The 25887-nt window shown below is 44.1% G+C and carries 17 protein-coding genes and 1 other RNA gene; 8 read left to right on the forward strand and 10 right to left on the reverse strand.

Annotated features, from left to right (window positions below):
- The first annotated feature begins 48 nt into the window (after positions 1 to 48).
- Together ppk1 and ppx are read left to right on the forward strand one after the other, a co-directional pair.
- The gene (gene ppk1, locus JKP82_RS05670; RefSeq protein ID WP_218396173.1) at positions 49 to 2130 is read left to right on the forward strand and encodes a polyphosphate kinase 1; all 2082 of its coding nucleotides are present in this window, start codon (positions 49 to 51) and stop codon (positions 2128 to 2130) included.
- Positions 2131 to 2138: 8 nt separating this feature from the next.
- A complete protein-coding gene (gene ppx / locus JKP82_RS05675; RefSeq protein WP_218396175.1) occupies positions 2139 to 3668 on the forward strand; it encodes an exopolyphosphatase in 1530 nt (509 codons plus the stop codon).
- Between the two features lie 129 nt (positions 3669 to 3797).
- Here the strand turns inward: ppx and JKP82_RS05680 are convergent, their stop codons facing one another.
- The 4 genes from JKP82_RS05680 to tkt form a co-directional block, all read right to left on the reverse strand.
- Positions 3798 to 4697, reverse strand: coding sequence for a fructose bisphosphate aldolase (locus tag JKP82_RS05680; RefSeq protein ID WP_218396177.1), 900 nt, complete (start codon positions 4695 to 4697; stop codon positions 3798 to 3800).
- Between the two features lie 122 nt (positions 4698 to 4819).
- Entirely contained in the window at positions 4820 to 5995 is a 1176-nt protein-coding gene (locus JKP82_RS05685; RefSeq protein WP_159528904.1) for a phosphoglycerate kinase, read from the reverse strand.
- A gap of 77 nt (positions 5996 to 6072) precedes the next feature.
- Positions 6073 to 7083, reverse strand: a complete 1011-nt coding sequence (epd, locus tag JKP82_RS05690; protein ID WP_159528903.1) for an erythrose-4-phosphate dehydrogenase — start codon at positions 7081 to 7083, stop codon at positions 6073 to 6075.
- Between the two features lie 17 nt (positions 7084 to 7100).
- Positions 7101 to 9095: a transketolase gene (tkt, locus tag JKP82_RS05695; RefSeq protein ID WP_218396179.1), complete on the reverse strand. Its 1995-nt coding sequence runs from the start codon at positions 9093 to 9095 to the stop codon at positions 7101 to 7103.
- A 388-nt stretch (positions 9096 to 9483) separates the two neighbouring features.
- Here tkt and metK point away from each other — a divergent pair, with 388 nt between their 5' ends.
- Positions 9484 to 10629 carry a methionine adenosyltransferase gene (metK, locus tag JKP82_RS05700; protein WP_218396181.1) on the forward strand — a complete coding sequence of 382 codons (1146 nt, stop codon included), beginning with the start codon at positions 9484 to 9486 and terminating at the stop codon, positions 10627 to 10629.
- Positions 10630 to 10747: 118 nt separating this feature from the next.
- Here the strand turns inward: metK and JKP82_RS05705 are convergent, their stop codons facing one another.
- The gene (locus JKP82_RS05705) at positions 10748 to 11275 is read right to left on the reverse strand and encodes a CYTH domain-containing protein (protein ID WP_159528897.1); all 528 of its coding nucleotides are present in this window, start codon (positions 11273 to 11275) and stop codon (positions 10748 to 10750) included.
- A gap of 318 nt (positions 11276 to 11593) precedes the next feature.
- Here JKP82_RS05705 and JKP82_RS05710 point away from each other — a divergent pair, with 318 nt between their 5' ends.
- The gene (locus JKP82_RS05710; protein WP_159528895.1) at positions 11594 to 12064 is read left to right on the forward strand and encodes a hypothetical protein; all 471 of its coding nucleotides are present in this window, start codon (positions 11594 to 11596) and stop codon (positions 12062 to 12064) included.
- A 27-nt stretch (positions 12065 to 12091) separates the two neighbouring features.
- On the opposite strand, the gene JKP82_RS05715 is transcribed toward JKP82_RS05710, so the two are convergent.
- Positions 12092 to 12646 carry a 3'-5' exonuclease gene (locus JKP82_RS05715; protein WP_232370576.1) on the reverse strand — a complete coding sequence of 185 codons (555 nt, stop codon included), beginning with the start codon at positions 12644 to 12646 and terminating at the stop codon, positions 12092 to 12094.
- Positions 12647 to 12835: 189 nt separating this feature from the next.
- Positions 12836 to 13984 (reverse strand): iron-containing alcohol dehydrogenase, encoded by a 1149-nt coding sequence (locus JKP82_RS05720; RefSeq protein WP_159528893.1) that lies wholly within the window; start codon positions 13982 to 13984, stop codon positions 12836 to 12838.
- 84 nt (positions 13985 to 14068) lie between these two features.
- Here JKP82_RS05720 and JKP82_RS05725 point away from each other — a divergent pair, with 84 nt between their 5' ends.
- The 4 genes from JKP82_RS05725 to JKP82_RS05740 all read left to right on the forward strand — a co-directional run bounded on the left by JKP82_RS05725 (position 14069) and on the right by JKP82_RS05740 (position 21249).
- Complete coding sequence (locus JKP82_RS05725; RefSeq protein ID WP_218396183.1) at positions 14069 to 14971, forward strand: AraC family transcriptional regulator; 903 nt, start codon at positions 14069 to 14071, stop codon at positions 14969 to 14971.
- A 121-nt stretch (positions 14972 to 15092) separates the two neighbouring features.
- Positions 15093 to 16334, forward strand: coding sequence for an ABC transporter substrate-binding protein (locus JKP82_RS05730; protein WP_258544342.1), 1242 nt, complete (start codon positions 15093 to 15095; stop codon positions 16332 to 16334).
- Positions 16334 to 19204, forward strand: a complete 2871-nt coding sequence (locus tag JKP82_RS05735) for an ATP-binding protein (protein WP_159528889.1) — start codon at positions 16334 to 16336, stop codon at positions 19202 to 19204. The genes JKP82_RS05730 and JKP82_RS05735 overlap by 1 nt, the downstream gene beginning before the upstream one ends.
- A gap of 155 nt (positions 19205 to 19359) precedes the next feature.
- Positions 19360 to 21249 (forward strand): putative bifunctional diguanylate cyclase/phosphodiesterase, encoded by a 1890-nt coding sequence (locus JKP82_RS05740; protein ID WP_218396185.1) that lies wholly within the window; start codon positions 19360 to 19362, stop codon positions 21247 to 21249.
- A gap of 42 nt (positions 21250 to 21291) precedes the next feature.
- On the opposite strand, the gene rnpB is transcribed toward JKP82_RS05740, so the two are convergent.
- The 3 genes from rnpB to secD form a co-directional block, all read right to left on the reverse strand.
- Positions 21292 to 21641: RNase P RNA component class A (rnpB, locus tag JKP82_RS05745), an RNA gene on the reverse strand.
- Between the two features lie 53 nt (positions 21642 to 21694).
- Positions 21695 to 23155, reverse strand: a complete 1461-nt coding sequence (locus JKP82_RS05750) for a potassium/proton antiporter (RefSeq protein WP_159528887.1) — start codon at positions 23153 to 23155, stop codon at positions 21695 to 21697.
- 90 nt (positions 23156 to 23245) lie between these two features.
- Positions 23246 to 25831 (reverse strand): protein translocase subunit SecD, encoded by a 2586-nt coding sequence (gene secD, locus JKP82_RS05755; protein WP_218396187.1) that lies wholly within the window; start codon positions 25829 to 25831, stop codon positions 23246 to 23248.
- Positions 25832 to 25887 lie beyond the last annotated feature (56 nt).

Consider the following 25887-nt stretch of genomic DNA (forward strand, 5'->3'; position numbering starts at 1 on the left):
ACTGATGTCAGTCTTTGGCCATTTTAAGAAGTGAAAAAACGATAAATTATGGATAACCCAGAACTATATTATCCCAAAGAACTTAGCTGGTTAGCATTTAACGAAAGGGTTTTGCAGGAAGCTGCAGATAAGAACAACCCTGTAGTAGAACGTATTCGGTTTTTAGGTATTTACTCCAATAATCTTGACGAATTTTATCGTGTTCGTGCTGCTGACGTAAAACGCCAAATAACGATTGCCCAAAATGATGGCAACGAAGAAGAGGCGGAAAAGCAAACCGCGCTAATGGCGATTATTCAGCAAAAGGTTGTTCAGCTTTCCGACAAGTTCGACCATATTCATAAAGACGTTTTAAAAGCGCTCGCGCGATACAATATTCATATTCTGCAAAAGCATGAATTAAACGAGTATCAAAAGCAGTGGGTACGTAACTTCTTCGTCAATAAGGTGCTTCGCCATATAGCCCCTATCATTATTGACAAGAAAATGGACTTGTTAAGCCGTTTAAATGGCACATCTGTTTATTTGTATGTCGCGCTGCGCCGTAAAGACCGCAACACGCGCTATGCGGTTATTCAGGTGCCTACGTCTGAAATGTCTCGCTTTATGCTTATTCCGCCGGAAAAGAGTCGAAAGAAAAAGCATATTATTATGCTCGATGACATGATTCAGCTTAGCTTAGAAGACATCTTCCGCGGCTTTGTTAAATTTGACGAAGTCGAGTCATTCTCATTCAAGATGACCCGAGACGCCGAATACTCTATCAATGACGAGATTGACGAAAGTTATGTAGAAAAAATGTCTGAGAGCATGAAACAGCGCTTAATTGCCGAGCCTGTTCGGGTTATTTACGACAACGATATGCCTGAAGATATGATGCAGGATTTACGTAAGCGTTTACGTATAACTAAACTCGATACCATGCATGCTGCAGGGCACTATCGTAACTTTAAAGACTTCATTGGCTTTCCAAACGTGGGCCGCGAATATTTAGAGCATGCTCCGCTACCGGCTATCGACAGCAACGCTTTTTCCAATTTTAATACGGTATTCGATGCCATTACCGCCCACGATATTCTACTGTATTACCCATATCACCGATTCTTACATGTTACCGAATTTGTCCGCCAAGCAGCATTCGACCCTAGCGTAAAATCTATTCGCATTAATATTTATCGTGTGGCCAGTAACTCTCGCATTATCAACTCGCTCATTGATGCCGTTGATAACGGTAAAAAGGTGACCGTAGTGGTAGAACTGCGCGCTCGCTTTGATGAAGAGGCCAACATTGAATGGTCTAAACGCATGACCGATGCGGGTATTCGCGTAGTGCTCGGCGTGCCAACCTTAAAAATTCACTCGAAGCTTTGCGTGATCACCCGCGAAGAACGTGGCGCGATGATTAACTATGCGCATTTTGGTACGGGTAACTTCAACGAAAAAACCGCAAAAATCTATACCGATTACAGTTTATTCACTCGAAACCAAGAATTGGCCAATGAAGCGGTGGCAGTATTTGACCTTATTCAATACCCTTTCCGCCGGTATAAATTTCAGCATTTGCAGATTTCACCGTTAAACGCGAGAACCCGAATTCAGTCACTTATTCGTCAAGAAATTCAGCATTTAAAAGAAGGCCGTCCTGCACAAATTACCTTTAAGATTAATAACCTTGTTGATAAGGAATTAATGGATGATTTGTATCGGGCCAGTCAAGCAGGGGTGAAAATTCGCGGTATTGTTCGCGGTATGTGTTCCATAATACCTGGCTTAAAAGGTATTAGTGAAAACATTGAAATCATCTCTATTGTCGATAGGTTCTTAGAGCACCCTAGGGTGATGGTATTTGAGGGCGGTGGCGAGAGAAAAGTGTTTATCTCTTCTGCTGACTGGATGACCCGCAATATGGACAACCGCATAGAAGTAGGCTGCCCTATTTACGATAAAAACCTGCAACAGCGCATTGTCGATATTATGGATATACAATTCCGTGATACGCTTAAAGCGAGAGTGATTGACAAGGAACAAAGCAACAAGTACGTTGCTCGAGGCAATCGCAAGAAATTACGTTCACAAATAGAGATTTACGACTATCTTGTGAAAGAAGAAGAAAAAGAAGCAGGAAAATAAAACCCTAAATGACTCAGCATGAATCTGTTTTTGATACCGTTGAAAGCCGTGAGGTTAATAAAGTAGCCGCGTTAGATATTGGCTCGAATAGCTTTCACCTTGTGGTAGCGCGTATTGTTGCTGGGTCTGTTCAAATTCTGCATCGCGTTAAACAAAAAGTAAGGTTAGCTGAGGGGTTGGACGACGACAATATTTTGTCTGATGAAGCCATGGAGCGTGGTTTAAAGATGCTACGTATTGTGGCTGAAAGTCTACGCGGTTTCGAACCCGACTCGGTTCGTATTGTGGCCACACACACTCTGCGCAAGGCCAAAAACGCCGACCACTTCATTAATGCCGCGAAAGATATTCTGCCCTACCCTGTAGAAGTAATTTCAGGCGTGGAGGAAGCCCGCCTGATTTACTCTGGCGTAGCACATACTAACCATGCTGATGGACAACAGTTAGTGGTGGATATCGGTGGGGGCTCAACAGAATTTGTGATTGGCGAGGGCTTCAACCCACTTATTTGCCGCAGTTTGCAAATGGGCTGTGTTAGCTACACTAAGCGATTCTTCCCAGACGGGTCATTAAAAAACAAATCTTTTGAGCTGGCCATTACTGCGGCTGAACAAGAGCTGGAATTTATTCAAGATAAGTACCGCAAGCTGGGTTGGGTACAATGTGTTGGTACGTCGGGCACAATTCGCTCGTTGTTCACTTTATGCCAACAAGATAGACCCAACGACCACGATATACCCGTTACGCTCAAGAGTCTGCGTAACTTAATGAAGCAGTTTATTAGTGCAGGTCATATCGACAAACTCAACTCCCCTGATTTAACCGAAGACAGACGCGTGGTTATTGCCGGCGGTTTGGCTATATTAGTGGCAGTATTTAAAGCGCTAGAAATAGACACTTTGGTTTATTCCCCTGCTGCATTACGCGAAGGCGTGATTTACCAGATGGAAGATGAGCTGCATCATGCCGATATACGCGGCAGAACAGCTAGCAGCTTAGCTACCCGCTACGATGTTGATACCGCGCAAGCTACGCTTGTGCTTAACACGTCACTTAACCTCTTTAGCCATGCTGAAAAAGCCTGGAAACTTAAACACCACGACTTTAAAAGCATGTTGGGTTGGGCGGCGTTGTTGCATGAAGTGGGCATTCAAATTAACTCGCGCGGTGTGCAGCGCCACAGTGCCTATATTCTCGCTAACGTAGATATGCCTGGATTTACGCAAGAACAACAAGAATTATTAGCCACCCTAGTACGTTTTCATAGAAAGAAAGTGCGGGCGAACGATCTTCCCAACTTTAACTTGTACGATTTAGCGGCCGTTAAAAAGCTTATCGCTTTATTACGTATTGGCGCGTTGCTCAATATCAAACGCCAAGAAGGCTTCTTGCCGGATATAGAGATTGATGCAGATAAGAACGGCTTAAGCCTTACTTTTCCTAAAGATTGGTTGGAAGAAAAACCAATTCTGGCAGCAGACTTGGTTCGAGAAAGTGCGTATTGGAAGGCGTTAGACTTAACCCTTTCTATTAAATAAGCCGGTTTGCGAGCAATAGAAAAGGGAGCATTAATGCTCCCTTTTTACGTTTTACGTCAACGTATTTCAGGACGGGACATAATTAATAAAAAAGGGGCGCTGACAAGCGCCCCTTTTAAACAATAAAACTTATGCTTTTGAAGCTTGGTAAATACCTTCAATCGCACCATCTAGTGTCGCTTCAAACTCGTCATCAGACTGTTTGTCAGAAACACCTTCAGTTAGTGCTCTTGAGAAACTTGCGATAATGCCTTGGTTTTCTGAAAGCTTCGCATTGGCTTCTTCACGGTTGTAACCGCCAGATAATGCTACCACTTTAAGTACACGAGGATGATCAACAAGCTCTTTATAGAAGTTAGCTTCATTAGGCAGTGTAAGCTTTAACATCACTTCTTGGCCTTCGCTCAACAAATTAAGCTGAGTAAGAATTTCAAGTTTAAGCAGTGCTTCTGCTTCCGCTTTTTGAGGACTATGAATATCTACTTCAGGTTCAATGATAGGCACTAAACCTGCTGCGATGATTTGCTTACCTACTTCGAACTGCTGCTCTACCACATCTTTAATACCTTGATGATTGGCCAGTTTTACCACTGAACGCATCTTGGTGCCAAAGACATCTTGGGCAACGGCTTTAGCCAGTAACTCATCTAGACCAACAATCGGCTTCATCACCTGTACACCGTTGTTCTCTTCAACAAGCCCTTTATCCACTTTCAAGAAAGGAATAACGCGCTTCTTCTGCCACAAGTAGTGGGCAGTAGACATACCTTCAATTTCACGGTCTAGGGTATTTTCAAATAAAATAGCGCCTAGAACACGCTCGCCACTGAAAGGGGTGCTGGTGATAATACGTGTACGCATTTGGTGAACAAGGTTAAACATTTCTTCGTCAGAGCTGTATTCTGACTCTTCAATGCCATATAAACGTAGCGCTTTTGGTGTACTACCGCCGCTTTGATCCAAAGCTGCAATAAAACCAACTTGCGTGTTAAGTTTATCTAGCATGGCCTGCTGTGCTTGTGATGCCATTGCAACACTCCTTTTTTATAATACTGCTCTAAGAACAGGTGTAGGGTTTATCGTTATATGCCGACGTACTTCAATGTATCGCCGGCGAAAATCGGAATCGATTTTTTAGTAGTCTGCTAATTTTATTTGTTTTTTTCTTCTAGCATGGCTACTGCAGGTAATGTTTTGCCTTCTAAAAACTCTAGAAATGCACCACCACCTGTAGAGATATAAGATATCTTATCAGCGATTTCATATTTATCTACTGCTGCCAGTGTATCACCACCACCTGCAATTGAGAACGCATCGCTATCAGCAATGGCTTCGGCTAACGCCTTTGTACCAGCACTGAATTGTTCAAATTCAAATACACCAACAGGGCCATTCCAAACAATAGTGCCCGCATTTTTAATAATGCTTTCAAGAGCTTTTGAGGAATCAGGGCCAATATCAAAAATCATGTCATCGTCAGCGACATCGCTAACGGCTTTAAGCGTCGCTTCTGTGTTTTCATCAAAGGCTTTACCCACTACCACATCGGTAGGTACTGGAATATTCCCACCATTTGATACTGCATCGCTCATTAGCTGCTTAGCTTGCTCGGTTAAGTCCATTTCAACCAACGACTTACCTACGTTATGACCTTGCGCGGCAATAAACGTATTGGCAATACCGCCGCCAACAATAAGCTGGTCAACTTTTTCCGCTAAGGTTTTCAGTACGGTAAGCTTAGTTGATACCTTAGACCCGCCTACAATGGCTACCATTGGACGTTTAGGGTTATCTAGGGCTTTGCCTAGTGCATCTAGTTCTGCCGCAAGAAGTGGGCCTGCACACGCTTTAGTGGCAAATTTTGCCACACCATGGGTAGACGCTTGTGCACGGTGCGCGGTGCCAAATGCATCCATCACGAAAATATCGCAAAGGGCTGCATATTGCTTGGATAGGGTTTCGTCGTCGCTTTTCTCACCTTCGTTAAAGCGTACGTTTTCTAGAATAACTAATGAGCCTGGTGCTACATCAACACCTTCCAAATAGTTTTTTTCTAAAGTAACCGGTACGTCTAGCGCGTCGTTCAAATAATTCACAACAGGCTGAAGTGAGAATTCCTCCGCTGGCTCACCTTCGGTAGGACGGCCTAGATGCGACATTACCATTACCGCAGCACCAGCATCTAACGCCGCTTTAATAGTAGGAATGGAAGCTTTAATACGCGCATCAGAGGTCACTACGCCATCTTTTACTGGCACGTTTAAATCTTGTCTAATTAATACGCGTTGACCATTTAAGGCCAAATCACTCATACTTGGAATTGCCATTGTCTTTCCCTTGTTAATCGAATAACTGTGAAAGCTGCCAAGGCTGGCGCTACCAACCTTGGCAGCAAAATTCTTAATTAGCTTGCGTCATACATTGCTTGCGCAGTGTCGAGCATTCTGTTTGCAAAACCCCATTCGTTGTCACACCACACCAGTGTTTTTACCAGTTGCTTATGACTTACGCGGGTTTGCGTACCATCCACAATACAAGAGTGAGGATCGTGATTGAAATCAACAGAAACTAGCGGCTCTTCAGTGTAATCTAAAATACCCTGCAATCGCCCTGCTTTCACTCGCTTGAGTGCTTGATTGACATCCGCAATAGTCACTTGCGTACTTAAGGTTACACTTAAATCCATTGCAGTAACATTAATGGTTGGCACCCGTACCGCAATAGCTTCAAATTTACCTGCAAATTTAGGCAAAATACGCTCTATGCCCGCCGCTAACCGTGTGTCTACCGGAATAATAGACTGACTGGCTGCGCGAGTACGGCGTAAATCTGGGTGGTAAGCATCAATTACTTGCTGATCATGCATAGAAGCGTGAATAGTGGTAATCGTTCCGCTTTCAACCCCAAAGGCCGCGTCTAGCGCTTGAATAACCGGCACGATACAGTTAGTGGTGCACGACCCGTTAGACACCAACTTATGCGCCGCTTTCAGCGTGTCATCGTTAGTACCAAAAATGATAGTATTGTCTAAATCTGGCGAGCCTGGAGAGGAAAAAAGTACCTTTTCTGCGCCTGCATTAATATGTGCCTGCCCCGATACTCTATCATCGAACTTACCTGTGCATTCCAGCACAATATCTACCCCAATTTCGCGCCAAGGTAGTAAGTTGATATCCGGTTGTGCTAACAAGCGAATAGCATCGCCTGCCACGTTAAGTGTGTTGTTTTCTAGTGTCACATCAAAACCGAACCGCCCGTGGGCGGTATCGTATTTTAATAAGTGAGCTATACCTTCTGGCTTAGCAACATCGTTAATCGCAACCACATTAAAGTGGTTATTGCGCCCGCTTTCATAAAGCGCGCGCAATACATTGCGACCAATACGACCAAACCCGTTTATGGCAATGTTTACCATAGACTGCGGTGACCTCGTTAGCTAAGAGACAATGCTGCCTCTACCACTGCTTCAGTAGTAATATTGAAATGTTTGAACAAGTCACCTGCTGGTGCTGATTCACCGAACGTATCCATCCCAATGATGGCGCCGTTGAAACCTACGTACTTGTACCAGCTTTCTTTAGATAACGCTTCAACTGCAACGCGCTTAGTTACGCTAGAAGGCAATACGCTTTCACGGTAATCCGCTGATTGACGGTCGAAAACGTCGGTAGAAGGCATAGAAACTACACGAACCGCTTTACCATCTGCAGTTAGTTTATCTGCTGCTTCAACAGCAAGTTGAACTTCAGACCCTGTAGCAATAAAGATGTATTCAGGCGTGCCTGCACAATCTTTAAGCACATAACCACCTTTGGCAACGTCAGCAACTTGCTGTTCGTTACGTTCTTGCTGAGGCAAACCTTGGCGAGTGAAGATCAACGTTGAAGGACCATCGTTGCGCTCAATCGCGAACTTCCATGCAATAGCAGATTCAACTTGGTCACATGGACGCCAGTTATCTAGGTTTGGTGTAGCACGCAGCGCCACTACTTGCTCTACAGGTTGGTGAGTTGGACCATCTTCACCCAAACCAATTGAATCGTGAGTGTATACGAAAATAGCAGGTTGCTTCATAAGCGCCGCCATACGTACCGCATTGCGAGCGTATTCCATAAACATTAGGAATGTAGCACCGTACGCTTTAAAACCACCATGAAGGGTAATACCGTTCATCATGGCCGACATACCGAACTCACGTACACCGTAATAAATGTAGTTACCCGATGCGTCAGTGGCTTCAACGCCTTTACTGCCATCCCAAATAGTCAGGTTTGAACCGGCTAAGTCGGCAGAGCCGCCTAGAAGTTCTGGTAACAAAGGACCAAATGCATTTAATGCATTTTGTGATGCTTTACGTGACGCAATGTTTTGCGGGTTAGCTTGCAAATCAGCAATGATTTTATCCGCTTTATCGCTGAAGTCTGCTGGCAATTCGCCATTTACACGACGCTTAAATTCAGCGGCTAATTCAGGGTATGCACTTTCATATGCTGCGAAGGCGTCGTTCCACGCGCTTTCAGCATCGCCGCCCTTGCCTTTAGCATCCCAACCGGCATAAATGTCGTCTGGAATTTCAAATGCACCGTGCTTCCACCCAAGCTTTGCGCGGGTAGCGATAATTTCGTCATCACCTAATGGTGCACCGTGACAAGACTCAGTGCCTTCTTTGTTTGGTGAACCGAAACCAATTACGGTTTTACAGCAAATTAGCGTAGGCTGAGCGCTGTTCGATTTAGCTTGCTCAATAGCTGCTTTAATTTGTTCAGCGTCATGACCGTCAACACCTTCAATCACTTCCCAGCCGTAGCTTTTAAAGCGTGCTGGTGTGTCGTCGGTAAACCAACCTTCTACTTCACCATCAATTGAAATGCCGTTGTCATCCCAAAAACCAATAAGTTTGCCCAGGCCCAATGTTCCAGCAAGTGAACAGGTTTCATGAGAAATACCTTCCATCAGGCAGCCATCGCCCATGAAGGTATAGGTGTAGTGATCGACAATATCATGGCCATCACGGTTAAACTGAGCCGCTAATACTTTTTCAGCTAGCGCCATACCTACTGCGTTACTAACGCCTTGGCCAAGTGGGCCAGTGGTAGTTTCAACACCTGGTGCATACCCATATTCTGGATGGCCTGGCGTTTTAGAGTGCAGCTGGCGGAAGTTCTTAAGCTCTTCAATAGGCAGTTCATAGCCTGAAAGGTGAAGCAAAGAGTACAACAGCATAGAGCCGTGACCGTTTGAAAGCACGAAGCGGTCTCTGTTTGCCCAAGACGGGTTTGCTGGGTTGTGTGATAGAAAATCACCCCATAGTACCTCGGCAATATCGGCCATCCCCATAGGGGCGCCTGGGTGACCAGATTTGGCCTGTTGAACAGCATCCATGCTTAAAGCACGGATGGCATTGGCAAGTTCACGACGAGAGGGCATGTTGTCTCCTGGTTTATTTTGTAGCTGAATTTCGCTAAGGGAACACTGTGGGCAAAATCCCTTTGTTCAACCTTAAAGCGCTGCTTTGCTGTATATCGTAATGTGGGCGTTATTCTTACCTATGCCACCATTCAGTTCAATGGCTTTTCATTGCCATTACCGAAAGTTGGCTAAAATAATGAATATTCACATCATTCCTTTGCAAGCCAATGTCGCTTCACTAGGAAAGCGTGGCTAAATTTACTCAATTATCTATAAAAGTGATCCGCGACTGTCAACAAATCGTAACGAAAGGACTTTTAGACGTCTAGAAGTAAAGACTGGTATTTATACCTTGTTTTAGTACAATACTCACCTATTTTGAACAATAAACGCTTATGGAGCATGTATGGCCACGCATTTATTCACCTCCGAGTCAGTGTCTGAAGGACACCCGGACAAAATCGCCGACCAAATCTCAGATGCGGTTCTAGATGCTATTCTAGAACAAGATCCTCGTGCCCGCGTGGCCTGTGAGACTTACGTTAAAACCGGAATGGTATTGGTAGGTGGTGAAGTCACTACCTCAGCGTGGGTTGATATTGAAGAAATCACACGTAAAACGGTAAGAGACATAGGCTACGTTCACTCTGATATGGGTTTCGATGCTGATTCTTGTGCCGTATTAAACGCTATTGGTAAACAGTCGCCAGATATCAACCAAGGCGTTGACCGCGAAAGCTTTGAAGAACAAGGTGCAGGCGACCAAGGCTTGATGTTTGGTTACGCCAGTGACGAAACTGATGTATTGATGCCAGCGCCTATTACTTATTCTCACCGCTTGGTACAGAAACAAGCTGAAGTGAGAAAATCTGGCAAGCTAGACTTTTTGCGCCCTGATGCGAAAAGCCAAATTACCTTTAAGTACGAAAACGACAAACCTGTAGGCATCGATGCCGTAGTACTTTCTACTCAACATTGTGACTCAGTTTCTACTGCGCAAGTACGCGAAGCGGTAATGGAAGAAATTATCAAACCAGTGCTTCCTAGCGAATGGATTGATAGCAACACCCGTTTCCACATTAACCCTACTGGTCGCTTTGTTATTGGCGGACCTGTCGGTGATTGTGGTCTAACTGGTCGTAAAATCATTGTAGATACCTACGGTGGTATGGCCCGTCACGGTGGTGGTGCTTTCTCAGGTAAAGATCCTTCAAAAGTAGACAGAAGCGCGGCATACGCAGGCCGTTATGTTGCTAAGAACATTGTTGCTGCTGGACTAGCTAAGCGTTGTGAAATTCAAGTGTCTTACGCCATTGGTGTTGCCGAGCCAACCTCTATCAGTATAGATACTTTCGGTACCGGCGTAGTTGATGAGAAAACGCTAGTGGCCTTGGTTCGCGAACATTTCGATTTACGCCCTTATGGCTTAATCAAAATGCTTGATTTAGAACGCGCTATTTACTTACCTACTGCTGCTTATGGTCACTTCGGCCGTGAAGCCTTCCCGTGGGAAGCGACTGATAAAGCTGAAGCGCTCCGCTCAGCGGTTTAGTCTGCTCAGCGCCGTTAATCTAGCTCAAAACTGAAAAAGGGTCGCTTTGTAAAGCGACCCTTTTTAATTTCAGGTCATTAATTTGCTATAGCTTGGCGATAGCGTGCTTATATTTTGGCTATATGGAACCTGCGAGAATGGAAGCACTTTTCGTACTCCCACTCGCTATGACCATATCAGGCAAGCCAAATCGCGCTAACGCAACATTTTGAAATTCTTTCTTGTGGGTCACTTCCGTTTCAGCAAAATCTGGCGGCAAAAACTGTCGACTACTCATTTCACTGTCAAATTCAACTTCCACTACTTTCAACGGTGCTAAGTTACCGGTGAAAATATCTATCACCAGCTGAGCTCCAAAAAAGTCGATACGATATCGCTGCTTTTCCACCCGCATATTTTGGGTTAAAGGCCATAAATCAGCGAATTGCTCAGAATCCAACGCAATTCGCGTGTCTCTGCGTTTAAGGCCAACACCTTGTTTAACGGCCATGGTGTAGTTACCGCCTTCATCTCTAATTCGAATATGCTTATCCGGCTCGGTGGCTAAATAACCTTGTCTTATTGCCACAGGTTTTCGTGTATCTAACAAACCTTCTGGCACATAGCTTACTAAAAACTTTCGTTCAAATTCCCATTCCGTTTGCATCACTCACCTCCGGCCATGTTCCCTATTTGAAAGTACTGCTTTGCCTACTAAATTGAAGTAAGTCTTACTACTACCCTTTAAAAGTTAGTTCACAATAGAAATATCTAACAAGTTTATTTTTAACCTTTTAGATAAAAGACTACACTTACTATTCAGCACTCATTTTTTGTTTCAGTTTTGTGTCAAATTTTTATTTTAAAGTTAGGCACATAGGGCGAACAAAATACACTCGTGGCTATGAAGCTACCACTTATATTTATAATAATCGGTAGTCATTAGAACAAGTTAACGCTGTCTCACTCGACCAGGAAATTTTTCATGAAAACATACCCAACTTGCGTGGTTTGTTTAATATTGCTTGCCCCTTTGAGTGCCGCTTATAGTGAGGCCGCTGATTGGGACAGCTACTACGGCCCTATCGTGTTTAAAAGCGAAAAGATAGCAAAGTGGAAAATTAAAAGTCGCTTCAATGAAACGCGCCTCGAATCCATACCTGGCTACGATAGTCATTTTAATGCCAGCAAAAATAGTCAACTATCAATTCGCGCTCACCGTGCGTTAACGCTACTTTTCGAACAACAAATATATGCCTCGTTTAATACGAGTCACTCACCTTTACAGTACTATCCTGAATGGCGCTATATACCCGAAGACTTAGGCACTTTTACTCGATTGGGTTGGCTAGTTGGTGACGAGAGTGGTTTAAATATGGCGCTGGAATTTGAACATCGAGAAGTAGGAGATAAAGAAAATAATGCGCTTACGTTAGGTGTTCAATACTTTTTCTAATGTCTGGAAGAACCCTTAATGCGGGTTCTAATTTTTGTGTTTTGCTGCTTCCACCTGATTACGGGTTTCCACATACGTGCTTTGAATAACTTTTGCATCGGTACTTGCTCGATGGCGACGGTCGTCGCTTTGCGATTCAATATTTGATTTAACGCCGTGCCAAAGTGCCATTTGAGGTTCGCTTAACACATACTCTAATGCACGACATGAAAAAGACATTTGAACCGAGGCTGCTGCAAAAAGTTTAATAAGCCAAGGGTTATCTACCACCCAACCATCGCTGTACACAATGGTATTGCTTAAAAAGGCGTTAAGCTCGTGGCACACTTTGACCGGACAAACGCCGTAAGTGTTCAACATGGCTCTGGTGATACCATGCAAAGACTCTGCTTCTTTATCCCAATGAACCCAACTATCAAAGGGACGAATGAGTTTGCACCATTTTGCACCATCATAGCGCACTATCCCTATTTCAATAGGATAACTACGGGCACCAAACCCACTGGCTTCCAAATCAATAATGGAAGGGGGATAATTTCTCTGCAAGCTAACTCCCATCTGCGCTGACGTAAAATGCGCCATACCTTCTTTAAACCTAATAAATTAACTCAGAAAGCGCAAACGGAATTGAAAATCATACTTCTGTTGTATAATTAAAAAACAAATCGACACTTCATCTACCGTGTTAATAGTAGAATCGTGCCAATTTGTATTATTGTACAATCAGAGCGCGAGCTATAAATAAAGCGACAGCCCGCTTTTAGGTGGTTATTACTCAGCCACTGCCAAGTTGAGAATTTGCTCACTTACTTCTGGGGTAATGGCACCCGTTTCACCGAGTGAGAGCATTTTGTTTCCTTTCAGCTTTTCGACCACAGCATTAACGGCACTTTGCTTGTCGCCTTCATGCTCAGTAAGCTGGGTAGCGACTTCAAGACTCTGATAGAACGCTTCGATAGCGTCGATAGTTCGAAGCGCAATATCATCGCTCTCGTCTAAACCAAATACATTTTGGCCCATCTGCGACAACTTTACTGACTTAGTGTCAAGTTGAACCCGTAGTAGTGACGGCTGAACAATCGCTAATGAACGAGCGTGATCTACACCATAAAGTGCCGTGAGTTCGTGGCCGATCATATGGGTAGCCCAGTCTTGCGCAACACCCGAACCGATAAGACCGTTCAATGCCTGGTTTGCAGACCACATTAGGTTAGCGCGCCATGCATCATCTTTGTTATTAATTTTTCCGCCAAGTTGAATGAGGGTTTTCAGCAAAGTCTCGGCGTAACCATCTTGAACCGGTGCATTTTGCGGGAAGGTTAAGTACTGCTCGCAAACGTGAACAAAGGCATCGACTAAGCCGTTAACTACTTGGCGATGCGGAAGGCTTTTTATTACATCAGGGTCTAATACAGCAAATTGCGGATAAACCAATGGAGACATAAACGCCAATTTTTGCTTTGTCGCTTTTTTACTAATAACAGAGCCGCCGTTAGATTCAGAGCCTGTTGCTGGCAAGGTCAGAATGGCACCGATAGGCAGCGCGTTATCAACGGTGTGCTTGCCCGTTAGAATATCCCAGCCTTCCCCCTCATATACGGCGCTTGCCGCAATATATTTGGCACCATCGATAACGCTACCACCGCCTACTGCAAGAATATAGTCAACGCCGGTCTCTTTAATTAGCGCAACAGCTTTGTCTAGCGTTTCAATGGTTGGGTTGGGTTCAACGCCACCGAAAGATTCCCAATTGTAGCCTACTAGCGCGTTTTCTACTTGCTCATACACGCCATTTTTTTTAATAGAACCGCCGCCAAATAACACTAATACGCGGCTGTCTTTTGGGATCAGGGTATTGATTGAGCCAATCTGCCCTTGGCCAAATTGAATGCGAGTTGGGTTGCTGAATGAAAATTTCATAGTCTTTCCTCTGTCATTACATGCTTGTGTTAATGCATAATAGTGCTATTACGCGTAAACAAACCGTCTATTTCTGGAAAAAATTTGCCTATTTCTACAAACAATACTGTTTCCACTCCTGATATGATTTTATTAAGTCAAATTCTAAAGCAGTTTTTAAGCACCCTCGGTAAATCAGCGCTTAGTGGCGTGAGCAAAACGGATATAGAGGGCATACGAGTTTTTCGCGACCCTCATGGAAGCCCCAAGCAGCCTCTACTTTATCAGTCAGGCATTATTATCATGTTACAAGGCACTAAACGCTTGTATGTTGATAATCGTGAAATAGAATACAAGAAAGGCGATTACATTGTTTTCGGTGTGCCCTTGCCTGCTCAGTGTGCAGCAACCTTGGATGATGACGACTGCATATTGGGTTTAGTCATTGATATTCCCGCTTCGTTACTTGTAGAGCTTTCCCAATGGCGTGACGCCAAGGCAAAAAATAGCCCCGCTCCTACCTTCACAGTAAGTCAGCAGTCATTAGATAAAAACATAGCCGATGCCACACGCAGACTACTTCAAGCTTTAGCCCACGGTAATAGTGCAAAGGCATTGGGCGCAGGTTTTGTACGAGAAATTGTATATTACATCCTTAATGGCCCTGCCGGTCATGTTCTTTGCGGCCTTACCGACAACGGACATTATGCGAGAATCGCACAAGCTTTGCGGACGATTCATGATGAGTATGCCTCTGCGTTAAACGTAGATTCACTTGCCGCCCGTGCGAATATGAGTGTTTCTGGTTTTCACCGCGCATTTCGGGAAGTAGTATTGGATTCACCCGTTCAATATATAAAGAAATTTAGACTGTCTAAAGCCAGAGAGTTGATCGCATTAGGTTATCGAGTGGGAGACGCTGCCGACGCGGTGGGTTACAACAGCCTGTCTCAATTCTCTAGAGAGTTCAAACGCTACTACCAATTCACCCCAGTACAAGACCGTTAATCTGCTCATTAATTGCCGTAATATAACTAACTTAACGCTGTTATTCACCGAACAAAACCTTGCTAAAAGTGCGGTTTATGCATGACTAATAATTAAACAAAAATAGACGAAAGAATAATGTTTGGAAGGTAAAACTAACCAATTAATGCTATACAATTACAAGCCTTACCCTCAACTTAAAGATTTTATGCGCTTACGTTTCACTTTTTGGCTGTTAACGTTAATGACATTAAGCTTTCACTCTAACGGCAGTGAGGCGTCTTCACCACTTTATATTGGTATAGACGCAGACTTTTCGGCTGTCGCCGTTGACGGTGGTGTAGCTATTAAACGGGGCGTTGAACTTGCGGTAGATGAAATTAATAAAAAGGGGGGCTTACTAGGCCGTCCAGTTAATATCATTTTAAAAGATCATAGAGGCAACCCTGCCCGCGGCATTCACAATATTAAACAGTTCGCCACCAACAGCGATTTAATCGCCGTAATAGGGGGCGTACATACGCCTGTTGCGTTAGCCGAGCTTGAGTCTATTCATCAACTTAACTTGCTATATCTCGTTCCTTGGGCGGCAGGAACACAAGTAATTGACAACCAATATGCTCCTAACAATGTATTTCGCGTGTCAGTTCGTGACGCAGAGGCGGGGAAAGTACTTATTCAGCATGCTGCTTCTCGTGGTATTGAGCGTGTAGCACTGGTGTTAGAGCGTACTGGGTGGGGTCGCTCTAACGAGGCATCACTCACCTTAGCCGCTGCCGACATGGGGATAACCATAACGACTATTCGGTGGATTAACTGGCAGCAGAAAAAATTTGAAGAGGATATATCTGCTATCAAATCAGACAAAGCAGAAGCCATCATTCTGATTGCCAACGCACCTGAAGGTGCGGTAGTAGTAAACGAATTAGCAGCACAAAACCTCACAGCTTTACCTGTTATTTCCCATTGGGGCATTGCTTCGGGGAACTTTATAGAGCGTTTAAACGTTGAGCCGGACTTACTTAATTTGTCGGTTCTACAAACCTTCCACTTTGATTATCAAAAACATGCAAAAGCCCAGCAGTTGTTAGAAGCTTATCACAGCAAATATGGCCTAGTCGATCCTTTAGCTATTCACGCGGTTACAGGTATTGCGCACGCTTATGATCTTGTCAATATGCTAGCGTTAGCGGTAACCAAAGCAGGCAGTACCACGGTAGATGCGCTGAGAAATTCACTGGAAGATTTAGGTAGTTTTGAAGGTGTAATCAAAACTTATGACCCAGCATTTACACCCACACAGCATGACGCATTAATGGCTAAGGACTATTTTATGGCTTCATTTGATAAAAAAGGTAACTTGGTCGTTCTGGAAAATCAGTAATGCAATTTCAGCCACCACCGCTTAGAAAGCGCTTATTAACCAGTATGCTACCCCGTTTGTTCGGGTTGATTTTAATTGTTGCGTTAATGCTTTTTGCGTTTGCCTTCTTTTTTGCCAAGCAGCAAATCGAAACTGTACAACAACAGTCTATTGAAGGCTTAAAACAAGACCTTTCTTTTATCGTTAATGATACGACGCGACAATTATCAGACCTGGCGTCTAATGACATCATTATTAATTCCCTGGTCGACTTTGAGCAGAGAGACAATTATCTCCCAATGTTCTTTAGGTCGTTAAAGTTAACCCAAACCCGTAATGTTGAGTTTGCGTTGTACGACTTTTCCGGTGAGATGGTAATTCAGAAAAATTGGAGTCATTCTATTTCTGAAAAACTAGATACTGCGTGGCAACAAAGAACACTAGGCGCGTCGCTATCATTTTCTTCAATCACCCAAAATGGGGTGCTTTTTTCAGTTCCGGTTTTGCTTGGCGGTGCGGCAGAAGGGGCATTGGTCATGTATGTAGAAAGCCTTCAAGCCTTATTAGCCCCCTACCCTAGGCTAACTAACCAAATTGTTACTGAAGAAAATGGGCTGGTACTTTTCAGCAGTGATCCTGAATTTATCGTTCCCGGCACACCGTTTAGTGATGTCGATACCATGGGCTATGTGTTACAAGACTCGCGCTATCAAAACTTAATCCTGTATAGCATTAAACCTATCGGCAATGCTCTAAAAGGCTTGTATTGGTTGGCGCTGCTCATGCTGGCCATTATTGTAGGTATTGTCTTAGTTAATTTTCACATGATTCGAACCACTGCACTACTTGCAGAGAATACCTTATCAGCCCTTTATAAAGACATTGTTAATCGTATTAAAGATACCGACTCACAAGAGCCAGTGATTGTAGAAGAGGCTAGAGAATTAGCCAATATTCGCAGTGCGTTTGATACCTTAATTTCTGACCTTGCAGAGATGTCCTTATCGAATGAACAGTTTTCTAACGTTATTGATTCGATGGGAGACATGCTCTTAGTCGTAGATGAAAACCACCGCGTAATGTTAAGTAATAAGCGATTCGATGCTTTTTGTGACGATCAATATGGTGAGCGTGAAGGTACGGTTAAGTACATTCTCAACAAGCTCATCAATAAATCGGCAGGAGAGTTAAAACACTTCTCCATCGAAGATGGTTTAGAAAAGCATATTAAGTGGACGAACACACCACTTGAAGATGCTAACCATAAAATTAAAGGCGCAATATTCGTAGGGGTCGATTATAGCAACCAGCGTTCGCTAGAAAGCCATGTGCAAATTCTTAATCACGCTATGGATGAAGCCACTGTCTCTATTGTTATTGCGGATATAAAGCGTACGGGTCAACCAATTATTTATGTAAACAATGCGTTCAACCGCCTGACTGGTTACAATAAAGAAGATATTATTGGTAGAAATTGCAGGTTTATGCAAGGAGAAGGTACTGATAGCAATACCACCGCACTAATACGAAGCGCTATTGCTAACCGCGAGCCAATTGAAACCACCATTCTCAATTACCGTAAAGACGGTGTCTCTTTCTATAACAAACTCATACTCACACCCGTAAAATCCGATGGCGAAGTTACACACTACATTGGTTTTCAACAGGATGTTACACAGCAGCGCCAAGCGGAGCGCTATTTACAAGATGCGAAGCAAAAGGCGGAAGAGTCAGCGCATATGAAATCTGGCTTCCTTGCCAGTATGAGCCATGAAATTCGTACGCCTATTCACGGTATTTCTGGGGTACTGCAGTTGCTATCAAATTCACCATTGAACGACGAGCAAAAGCATTACCTCTCGCTTGCTAATTTTAGTATTCAAGGCCTACTGCACATCGTTAATGACATTCTTGATTTCTCTAAAATTGAAGCAGGGCAGCTTCAAATTGATGATCAACCCTTCGATTTACTCGAAACCCTTGAAAGCTTGCAGTCGCAATATGCCATTTTATGTCAAGAGAAAGGACTACGTCTGCATTTTCATTTTAACCTTCAAGGCTTTCACGTAGTCATTGGAGACTCTGTTCGCTTCCGGCAGATTCTGTCTAACTTGATTGGCAACGCGGTTAAATTCACTGAGAAAGGTGAAATTGACGTAACTACCACCTTAGAACACACCAACAACGACAAGCTTCGCTTAACCTGCGCAGTAAAAGATTCAGGGATAGGTATCGCGAAAGACAAACAAGCAGGAATTTTTGATGTGTTTACCCAAGAAGACCTGTCTACAACCCGCAAATTTGGTGGCACCGGGCTAGGGCTTTCTATTAGTAAACAGCTATGTGAACTTATGGATGGTGAAATTCGTTTAGAGAGCGAGAAAGGTGAAGGGAGTACATTCACTTTCAATATCATGCTAAAAGAAGGTGATGACAGCCTAGTTACTCCCCAGCGAAGTAAAACCCATAGCCACAACACAGCAACGCACAAACGTAAAATTCTCATTGTTGAAGATAACGACATCAATCAAGTCATTGTGAAACAACATTTAAGCGCTCACAAAACATTGAGTGCGAAATCGGGTATTGAAGCATTGGAAGCCTTAAAGAAAATGAAAGTGACTTTTGATTTGATATTGATGGACTGCCAAATGCCTGACATGGATGGTTTTGAAGCAACCCGCCGTATTCGTCGCGGTGAAGCTGGCGAGCGATATGTTAACGCCCCCATCATTGCACTAACAGCGAATGCCATGAAAGGTGACAGAGAAGACTGTTTCAACGCTGGTATGAACGACTATTTGAGTAAGCCCTTCGATGTTCAAGACCTATTAGAAAAAGTAGATTACTGGGCTGATAAAAGCGCCGTAGCCAAACTTCAGCTTAGCTGATTCATTACTCTTGTTTACCTCAAACACTATGCACTTTGAATAGGGTAGATTTGTCGTCTATCCTATTTACACCCATCAAAAAAATAACTTTTCAATAGTAAATACCGTTAAGCAGCAATGGCTTAATATCATGACTTAATGAACTCTTGGTAAACATGACTCACACCCCTGAAATTACAACAGGCCAACAAGAAATGTTGGCAGTACGATACCGTCGACGCTATAGGCTCTGTCAGGTTTTAACTATATTAGGGGTGCTTTTCCTATTTGCGTTAGGGATTTTTAGCGTAGTCGACGGCGCTCATGTCTTAGGCACCATATTAATCGTTAACGCTCTGGTCGGCCTACTAAACCTTTACCTTTTACAACGTACCGGAAATATTGAGCGCGCAGCCACCATTTTAAGTGGTATTCTTTTTTTCTTATCAATGAGCTTAATAATTACAGGCGGCAAGAGTAATACTGGAATCTTATGGGTTTATCCTATTGTTGCCATTAACCTTTTTATCAATCGCTTCTGGCCTGCGGTGTTTTGGTTTGGGGCTTTCAGTATTGCCAGTGTTCTACTGCTGTTTACACCCGTTTCAATTTTATTGATAGCTAGCTACTCACTCGTAGAAGCAATTCGGTTTATTTTAACGATGCTAGCACTAAACGCGATCTGTCTAGCTGCCTTACGTTCCGAGGAACAAGCCTACCGAACGATTATGCAATTGCATGATGATGATATCCGGCAAATGGCCTTTTACGATACGCTGACAGGCCTTCCTAACCGCTGGAGCTTCAAAACTAACCTAGAACGTCTGCTAACCCGAGCAGGAAAAGATAAACAACGCATTGGCTTGTTGTATATTGACCTAGACAACTTTAAGCAAGTTAATGACCAATACGGCCATGAAGCAGGCGACCGACTATTGCTTGGGTTCAGTGAACGGCTTTGGGAAGCAATACGTCCCACCGATCAACTGTTGAAGCCGGAAGCAGAAAGTTTGGCAAGACTCGCTGGCGATGAGTTTGTTGTGCTACTTCCTAATATCAAAGAGCCGCTCGATGCCAGTGTCGTCGCAACACGTATACTAAATATCTTCGATGGTGGTTTCGAAGTCGATGACGTAACACATATAATTTATGCCAGTATTGGCATTGCCGTGTATCCCGATGATGCCACCGAGTCCTCTATGTTACTTCATCATGCAGATGCGGCAATGTATGACGCCAAAGATAACGGCCGTAATTGCTTTAGGTTTTTCACCCAGAAAATTGCCGATACGATGCACCAACGACAACAGATTGAAAGAGGCTTACGACAGGCGTTAAGTGAAGAGCATTTCTCTTTGGTTTATATGCCTATATTTGACTGTAAAGATAACACTATTGTAGCCGTAGAAGTACTACTTCGCTGTCAAAGCCCTGAACTAGAAGGGTTTGGCCCAGACCACTTTATACCGGTTGCGGAAGCTACTGGCTTTATCAAAGAAATCGATTTATGGGTCATCGACAATGCCCTGCAAGCGCTAGTAATCTTGCAGCAAGAACATTATTTTAAGGGACAAATCTGTATAAATATCTCGGGGGTAGAGCTGCACAATGAACCATTTCCCGCACAGCTTAAGAACCTATTAGAGCGCCATAACATTGCACCTGAAAGTGTAGAGCTTGAAGTCACTGAAACCGCATTTGTGGCTGATGATGCAATCGGCTTAGAAACGCTAAAAGCACTGGATGAGCTAGGGGTGTCGTTAGCGCTCGATGATTTTGGTACAGGCTACACTGCTTTTAGTCAGTTAATACATTACCCTGCTGATTGTCTGAAAATTGATCGTTCTTTTGTTAATGACCTTTTTTCAGAACGTGAAGCACGCAACAAGATGGTGATGATTATTCAAAATTTGGCAAAGCTTTACGATCTTCGCGTTATTGCTGAAGGCGTTGAAACTGAAGCTCAGATGAATTATCTACGTGAAAACGGCTGTGACTGGGCACAGGGATATTATTTATCGCGCCCGCTGCCTTGGGATGACTTACTTAAATTATTGAGCGATTGATGAAATGGCAAGTGAAGCAGACGCTTCACTTACTCAAAAGAAAGGTGGAGTTGGCCGATAAGCCGGGTTCTGTCGTGGGCAACCATTCCTCTAGATCAGCAATTACTCACTGATTCAAGCAACCTACCCGATCCCCATGCGGGCCACACGTTAAGGGATCCTATTTGGTCTTGCTCCGGGTGGAGTTTACCTTGCCACAACCTGTTACCAGGTGTGCGGTGCGCTCTTACCGCACCCTTTCAGCCTTACCGGCCATTGCTGGCTTAGGCGGTCTTCTCTCTGCTGCACTTGTCGTCGGCTCGCGCCGCCCAGACGTTATCTGGCACCCTGCCCTTTGGAGCCCGGACTTTCCTCCCCTTTCTTACGAAAGCGGCGATTGCCTGGCCAACTCCGCGGCGCATTCTACATGAAGATAGCCTATTTAGCGACAATCACTTGGCAGCTTTTAGGTATCGCCGTAAAAGCAAGTCTCTACCACGTTTTTATCAAGTAGTTTTGTTATAACAAAAACCTGATCTTCTGCCCGTAAAACTGTGCTCCCTTTGGGAATAAGCGTACTTTCACCACGGGCGACTAACGCCACAACGGTATCTTCGGGTAACCCCAACTCTGAAATACTTTTGCCTGTTGAGGCAGACATAGCGTGAAGCACAATTTCAATTAACTCGCGTTTGTCTTTAGCCACTTTAACGATTTCTAGCGTGTTCGATTCACCTCGAGGGTTATCGAGTACTAAACCCAGTTTGCGCGCAGCAAATGGCAAACTTGCCCCTTGTAGTAGGGCTGAAATCATAACAATGAAGAACACCACGTTAAAAATAAGTTCGGCGCTGGGTAATTCAAAAATGAGTGGAAAAATTGCCAGAATAATAGGCACAGAACCACGAAGCCCTACCCATGAAATAAGCACTGAAGCTTTAAATGAAAACCGACTGAGTAATAACAATGGCATTGCCACCAGCGGCCGGGCCACAAAAATAAGTACTACGGCAATCAACAAGCCTTCTTTCCAGGTATGTAGAAGCTCAGAAGGGGTAACCAACAAGCCTAAAATAACAAACATCGCTATTTGACTTAGCCAAGCCAAGCCATCTATGAATACAAAGGTATTTCGTTGATAGGAAAATCGGCTATTACCCACAATTACGCCGGTAATAAAAGTCGCCAAAAATCCGCTGCCATTTAAGTTTGAAGCTAAACCAAAGGCCAACACCCCAAATAACATAACGAACACTGGATATAAACCAATCGCCATAAGCGTTACGCGCCTAAACAACGCAACCGCTAGGCCACCTACTACTGCACCTGTAATGGCTCCCACGCCCATTTGGCTGACAAACAATAACGCTAATTCTGACGCCTTTGTGCTGCTATCTTGAATAAGTGTGATAAGACCAATGGTAAGAAAAATGGCCATAGGATCGTTTGACGCACTTTCCAGCTCTAGGGTTGCTTTTAGTCTTGATGGAATAGTAATGCCCGCATTGCGCAGTACAGAGAATACTGCCGCAGCATCGGTAGACCCAACAATGGCACCAAGTAATAACCCTAAATAAAGGGGCAAATCGAGAATGTACATGGCTGCCACACCGGTTATTGCCGCTGTGCCTACCACGCCTATAGAGGCAAGTAATGCAGCAGGCTTCCACGCCCGCCTAATCGACTTCTTTGAAGTTTGAAGCCCCCCATCAAATAAAATGAGGATAAGCGCAAAGGTCCCTATGGAATGGGCTGCATCGGCATTATCAAAAGAAATGCGACCGATACCATCTTCACCAGCCAGCATGCCCACACCTAAAAAGAGCACTAATACTGGCACGCCAAAACGGGGGGACAGTTTGCTGACCAATACGCCAAATATCGCTAACAAAGCACTGAGTAGAATGATTTGGTCTACAGCAAACACACGTTATCTCCCTTTAACTTAGTAATAATAGTATACAGATGAAATGAGCAAAGCGGTATTTCACCGCTTCGCCTATTTCGATTTTAGCGGTTAAGGTATATGTGCCAGCGACGCTTTTACCTCCTCAGAAGTAGGACGAAGTTGAGCCTTCCCTTTTTGCTCTCTACGTTTACCCAGCATGTGAAGTAACGATGAAGTAATAAACAAAGTCGACGAGGTGCCAATAACCACTGCAAATACCATGGGTACGGCAAAACTGCTAACTGCATCTCCTCCTACTAGCGCCATCGGTAGCAAAGCAAGCAGTGTGGTTAACGAAGTAAATACCGTTCTGCTTAGCGTGCTGTTTACCGCGTCGTTGATAATATCAGCTAGAGAACGCTCTGGGCCAAAGCGCAGCAACTCTCTTACGCGGTCTAACACTACCACTTTATCGTTAATTGAATATCCTATTAAGGCCAGTAGCGCGGCCACTGCGGTAAGATTAAATTCAATACCGGTTAAGGCAATAAAGCCAATGGTTTTAGTTAAATCAAGTAGCACGGTAAGTAAGGCTGCGGTAGCAAAATGTGCTTCAAACTGAAACCATAAATAGGCCAGCATTCCACCTCCAGCAATAAGCAATGCTAAAATGGAAAGGTCGGCAAAGCCATCACTCACCTTCGGCCCCACAACATCAACCTTATTAAATATCACGGTGCTATCGGCGTCTTGTATCACCTGTTTTAGCGCTTCGATGTTGCTACCTTGCGGGGCTACGGTACTGGATCCGGCATTAGCTTCAGTAATAGGTACAGTGTTCGATTTTGCTGATACTGGCGCACGCAATAAATACTGATTTTCGGCGCCATATTCTTGAATTGCGATGTCTTCAAAATGATGTTGTTTTAGCACTGTGCGCAATTGCTCAGTAGATAGTTGCGGTGCAGAAATTTCCATCATAGTACCGCCGGTGAAATCCACCCCGTACTGCAAGCCAGGTTTAAAGAAGAGCGCCATGGAACACAAGGTTAATATCAGTGAAATACTCAAAGCTAACTTTTTAGATTTTATAAAGTTAAACGGCCCTAATTTATCCGCCATGGTTAACAATGGCGAAGATAAATTAATTGGCTCTCTTTGATGCTTCCTTGTTGCCCGCTGCATAAGTAACTTAGTAAGCGCCACCGAAGTAAACAGTGAAGTTATCAGGCCTATTGCAATAGTGACGGCAAAACCTTTCACTGGACCACTACCAAAAACAAACAATAAGCTAACGGCAATAAGGGTTGTGAAGTTTGAATCAACAATAGTACCAAACGCCTTATCAAAACCAATTTTAAGGGCACTACCTGCTGGCCTGCCTTTTTTCGTTTCCTCACGAATACGTTCGTTAATGAGGATATTTGCATCTACCGCCATGCCCATGGTGAGTATCAGCCCAGCAATACCAGGCAGAGTAAGTGTGGCACCAAACAACGTAAGCACGCCAAATACCAGCGCCATATTCACCGAAAGCGCAACACTCGCAATTGCGCCCCAACGGCCGTAAATGGCTAACATAAATACTAAAACCCCGAGTGCCCCTGCAATGCCGCTTTTCACGCCGGTTTCAATAGCATCACTGCCTAAATCTGGCCCTACCGTGCGTTCTTCAATAATATGCAATGGAACGGGTAGTGCACCAGTGCGCAGCATTAGTGCCACATCTTGCGCTTCGCTCATGGTAAAGCTACCGGTAATCTCTCCTCTGCCACCGGGAATAACACTATTGATAACCGGCGCCGTGACGACCGTGTCATCTAGTACTACTGCTAACACGCGACCAATATTGTTTTTCGTCATGATAGCGAATTGTCGAGCGCCATCGTTATCTAAACGAAACGTCACCACGGGTTGACTGGTTTCAGGGCTAAACGCCGCTGACGCGTCGGTAATATGCTCACCTTCTAGCGCAACATGCTTTTCAAGTAAGTACTGCCTGCCGTTAATGTCAGCCCGAGTAAAGCTCTCACTATTTTTCACCTGAGTTTGCCAGTGAAAACGCATTTGCGCTGTAGTACCTAGTAAGGCTTTCACACTGGCTGGGTCTGAAATACCGGGCATTTGCACTAAAATAGCATCGCTACCTTGGCGGGTAACACTGGGTTCTGTGAGGCCGGTTTCGTCAAGTCGTTTGCGTACCACCTCTAGGCTACGATTAATCGCATCTTTTACTACTGCTGCTTGGTATTCCTCAGTAAGCTCAAGGATAATCATATTCCCTTTTTGGCTAATACCTTTTGGAGCAGTGCCTTGCTGTGTCAGAAGCAACGCGCTACTGCCATCTGATTGCAGCGACACTTCATTTGCCCGTTGCTTAACGTTGTAAAGGTCATCGGGGTTCGAAAGCGTAAATTGTACTGCTAACGCGTTTTTGGAAGTATGTTTAACATAGCGAATGTTTTGTTCTCTTAAGTCACTAAAAAGCGCAGAAGAGTAGGTATCTAATTGCCGAGCAAACAACGCGTCAGTATCAGCTTCCAGCAATAAGTGAGAGCCCCCTTGTAAATCTAAACCAAGCGAAAGCGTGTGTTGGCTGTACCACTGTGGTACATGCTGCTTAAGTGAATCGGGCAATATATTGGGCGCGGCGCTAAGTAGGCCTAGTAAAATAACCAGCGCATACACTAGGCCACGAAATGAAAATCGTGTCATAAAAATCCTGCAATAAACCTTTAAAAGTTGAGAAGCACTGCAACTGCAGCGCGTGA

This window comes from Alteromonas lipotrueae, assembly GCF_019249215.1.
GTDB classification, from domain to species: domain Bacteria; phylum Pseudomonadota; class Gammaproteobacteria; order Enterobacterales; family Alteromonadaceae; genus Alteromonas; species Alteromonas lipotrueae.

Excerpts from the sequence above, each read along its gene's own strand:
- ppx (WP_218396175.1), top strand. The coding sequence starts at position 2,139 with ATGACTCAGCATGAATCTGTTTTTGATACCGTTGAAAGCCGTGAGGTT.
- tkt (WP_218396179.1), bottom strand. The coding sequence starts at position 9,095 with ATGCCCTCTCGTCGTGAACTTGCCAATGCCATCCGTGCTTTAAGCATG.
- secD (WP_218396187.1), bottom strand. The coding sequence starts at position 25,831 with ATGACACGATTTTCATTTCGTGGCCTAGTGTATGCGCTGGTTATTTTA.
- metK (WP_218396181.1), top strand. The coding sequence starts at position 9,484 with ATGGCCACGCATTTATTCACCTCCGAGTCAGTGTCTGAAGGACACCCG.
- JKP82_RS05740 (WP_218396185.1), top strand. The coding sequence starts at position 19,360 with ATGACTCACACCCCTGAAATTACAACAGGCCAACAAGAAATGTTGGCA.
- JKP82_RS05710 (WP_159528895.1), top strand. The coding sequence starts at position 11,594 with ATGAAAACATACCCAACTTGCGTGGTTTGTTTAATATTGCTTGCCCCT.
- epd (WP_159528903.1), bottom strand. The coding sequence starts at position 7,083 with ATGGTAAACATTGCCATAAACGGGTTTGGTCGTATTGGTCGCAATGTA.
- JKP82_RS05685 (WP_159528904.1), bottom strand. The coding sequence starts at position 5,995 with ATGGCAATTCCAAGTATGAGTGATTTGGCCTTAAATGGTCAACGCGTA.
- ppk1 (WP_218396173.1), top strand. The coding sequence starts at position 49 with ATGGATAACCCAGAACTATATTATCCCAAAGAACTTAGCTGGTTAGCA.
- JKP82_RS05735 (WP_159528889.1), top strand. The coding sequence starts at position 16,334 with ATGCAATTTCAGCCACCACCGCTTAGAAAGCGCTTATTAACCAGTATG.
- JKP82_RS05680 (WP_218396177.1), bottom strand. The coding sequence starts at position 4,697 with ATGGCATCACAAGCACAGCAGGCCATGCTAGATAAACTTAACACGCAA.
- JKP82_RS05715 (WP_232370576.1), bottom strand. The coding sequence starts at position 12,646 with ATGGCGCATTTTACGTCAGCGCAGATGGGAGTTAGCTTGCAGAGAAAT.
- JKP82_RS05720 (WP_159528893.1), bottom strand. The coding sequence starts at position 13,984 with ATGAAATTTTCATTCAGCAACCCAACTCGCATTCAATTTGGCCAAGGG.
- JKP82_RS05705 (WP_159528897.1), bottom strand. The coding sequence starts at position 11,275 with ATGCAAACGGAATGGGAATTTGAACGAAAGTTTTTAGTAAGCTATGTG.